This window comes from Rathayibacter sp. AY1B5, from assembly GCF_002932795.1.
Lineage (GTDB): Bacteria > Actinomycetota > Actinomycetes > Actinomycetales > Microbacteriaceae > Rathayibacter.
In genome coordinates this window covers 1-743 of the sequence record NZ_PSWM01000057.1, presented here as the reverse complement: position 1 = coordinate 743, position 743 = coordinate 1, and the positions used below count along the sequence as shown (strand labels likewise).

Sequence of the window (743 nt, the reverse complement as noted above, 5' to 3'; positions counted from 1 at the left end):
CGGGGGAGCAGGCGCACGCGCTGGGGCTCGCGCCGGTGCTGCGCGAGGTGGTGACGGTGTCCGCCGAGGGCGGTCCGGAGGCGGCCGCCCGCAGCGCGCGCTACCGCGCCTTCGACGACGCGCTCACCGCGACGGGCGCCGCCGCGATCCTCCTGGGCCACACCCTCGACGACCAGGCCGAGACGGTGCTGCTGGGGCTGGCCCGCGGAGCCGGTGCCGCCTCGCTGCACGGGATGGCGGCGGTCAGCGGACCGCTGCGGCGGCCGCTCCTGGGCCTGCGCCGCGAGACGACCCGCCTCGCCTGCTCCGACCAGGGGCTCGTGCCGTGGGACGACCCGCACAACGACGACCCCCGCTACTCGCGGGTCCGGGTGCGGAACCGCGTGCTGCCGGTGCTCGAGGACGAGCTCGGGCCGGGAGTGGCGCAGGCTCTGGCGCGCACCGCCGAGCAGCTGCGGGAGGACGGGGACGCGCTCGACGCGCTCGCCCTCGACTGGGCGCTCGAGCTGGTGGGCCAGGACGAGGCGGGGCACGTCACGGTCGACGCGCGGGGGCTCGCCGCGGACCCGCCGGCGCTGCGGCAGCGGATCATCCGCCTGGTCGTGGCGAACGAGTTCGGAGTCGCACTCTCGCGCTCGCAGACGCTGGCGGTCGCCGCGCTGGTCACCGACTGGCACGGCCAGAAGGGCGTCGACCTCCCCGGCGTCCTCGCCACCCGCCGCGGCACCACCCTGGTCTTCGCC

General features: G+C 77.7%; 1 protein-coding gene. It reads left to right on the top strand.

The annotated features are described in order from the left end of the window. A partial coding sequence (gene tilS, locus C5D44_RS17500; RefSeq protein ID WP_104282392.1) for a tRNA lysidine(34) synthetase TilS occupies positions 1-743 on the top strand: 743 nt, incomplete at both ends.